Annotated in this window: 2 protein-coding genes; one reads left to right on the top strand and one right to left on the bottom strand. The window is 74.0% G+C overall.

The annotated features are described in order from the left end of the window. Nucleotides 1-17: 17 nt before the first annotated feature. The gene (locus JNW89_RS35780) at nt 18-983 is read right to left on the bottom strand and encodes a glutathione S-transferase family protein (RefSeq protein ID WP_238452378.1); all 966 of its coding nucleotides are present in this window, start codon (nt 981-983) and stop codon (nt 18-20) included. A 110-nt stretch (nt 984-1,093) separates the two neighbouring features. Here JNW89_RS35780 and JNW89_RS35775 point away from each other — a divergent pair. Continuing rightward, nucleotides 1,094-2,100: acetyl-CoA C-acyltransferase (locus tag JNW89_RS35775; RefSeq protein ID WP_238452377.1), on the top strand; the 1,007-nt coding region annotated here is incomplete at its 3' end.

Below are 2,100 nucleotides of genomic sequence, written 5' to 3'. Positions count from 1 at the left end.
CCGACGCCCGGTCCGGCTCAGCCACGCCCGTGCGGCGTGGTCCAGCCGTGCAGGTCCGGGCCGAGCGGCACGATGCGGGTCGGGTTGATCATCTCGTGGGTGGCGTAGTAGTGCCGCTTGATCTGGTCGAAGTCGACCGTCTCCCCGAAGCCCGGCGTCTGGAACAGGTCCCGCGCGTACGCCCAGAGCACCGGCATCTCGGTCAGCTTCTGCCGGTTGCACTTGAAGTGCCCGTGGTACGCCACGTCGAAGCGGACCAGGGTGGTGAACAGCCGTACGTCCGCCTCGGTGATCTGCTCACCCATCAGGTAGCGGCGCCCGGCCAGGCGCTCCGAGAGCGCGTCCAGCCGGGCGAAGAGCGCGGTGTACGCCTCGTCGTACGCCTCCTGGGAGGTGGCGAAGCCGCACCGGTAGACGCCGTTGTTGACGTCCCGGTGGATCTCGGCCATCAGCGCGTCCATCTCCGGGCGCAGCTCGACCGGGTAGAGGTCCGGCGCGCCCGGGGCGTGAAACCGCCGCCACTCGGTGGAGAAGTCCAGCGTGAGCTGGGGGTAGTCGTTGGTGACCACCCGCCCGGTGAGCGTGTCGATCAGCGCCGGCACGGTCACCCGCCCGGTGTAGTCCGGGTCGGTGGCCAGGTACGCGTCGGAGAGGAAGCCGATGCCCAGCACCGGGTCGAAGCCGTCCGGGTCGAGGGCGAACCGCCAGCCCCGCTCGTCCCGGATCGGGTCGACCGTGCCCAATGAGATGACCTCATCCAGGCCGAGCAGGCTGCGCACGATCCTGGCCCGGTGCGCCCACGGGCAGGCGCGGCACCAGATCAGCCGGTAGCGGCCCGGCTCCAGCGGCCAGCGGTCCTGCTCGTCCGGCCCGCCGCCCGGCGGCGAGGTGGAGTGCGGGGTGACCCGACCGGTGAACCGGTTGGGCTGGCGGACGAACGCGCCGCCGCCGGCGGTCTCTGCGCTGAACTGGGCCCGGGCCATGCCGTCAACCTATCCGCTCGGCGCGCGGATATCCTGGCCCTCGGGCGTCCCCGCGACCCGGGCCGACGCGCCGCCGCCGAGCCCCTTCCACCCCCCGAAGGACAGCGCCGATGACCGTGGCATACCTCGTGGCCGGAGTCCGCACGCCGATCGGCCGGTACGCCGGCGCCCTCGCCGGGGTACGACCCGACGACCTCGCCGCCCACGTGATCCGCGAGCTGGTCGCCCGCCATCCGTCGGTGGACTGGGCCCGCACCGACGACGTGGTGCTCGGCTGCGCCAACCAGGCCGGCGAGGACAACCGCAACGTCGCCCGGATGGCGGCGCTGCTCGGCGGGCTGCCCGAGGAGGTCCCCGGCAGCACGGTCAACCGGCTCTGCGGCTCCGGCCTGGACGCGCTGGCCACCGCCGCCCGGTCCATCGTGGCCGGCGAGGCCGACCTGGTGGTCGCCGGCGGGGTGGAGAGCATGAGCCGCGCGCCGTTCGTCATGCCGAAGGCGGCGACGCCGTTCGCCCGCACCGCCGAGGTGTACGACACCACCATCGGCTGGCGGCTGGTCAACCCGCTGATGAAGGCCGGCTGGGGCATCGACTCGATGCCCGAGACGGCGGAGAACGTGGCCGCCGAGTTCGGCGTCGACCGGGCCGCGCAGGACGAGTTCGCGCTGCGCTCCCAGCAGCGGGCCGCCAAGGCGCAGGCCGACGGCCGGTTCGCCGAGGAGATCGTGCCGGTGACCGTGCCGGCCGGGCGGCGCGAGACGAAGCTGGTCGAGGTCGACGAGCACCCCCGGGAGACGTCGCTGGAGAAGCTCGCCGCGCTGCCCACCCCGTTCCGCGAGGGCGGCACGGTGACCGCCGGCAACTCCTCCGGCGTCAACGACGGCGCGGTGGCGCTGCTGGTCGCCTCCGAGGCCGCGGTCGCCCGGTACGGCCTGACCCCCCTCGCGCGGATCGGCGGGGCCGCCGCGGCCGGCGTACCGCCCCGGATCATGGGCATCGGGCCGGTGCCGGCCACCCGTAAGCTGCTCGACCGGCTCGGCCTGGGCCTCGGCGACGTCGACGTGGTCGAGCTGAACGAGGCGTTCGCCGCGCAGGGCGTGGCGGTGCTGCGCGAGCT

Source organism: Micromonospora sp. 4G55, assembly GCF_016803375.1.
The sequence above is the reverse complement of the archived record's forward strand: the minus strand, read 5'-3'. Positions and strand labels throughout refer to the sequence as shown.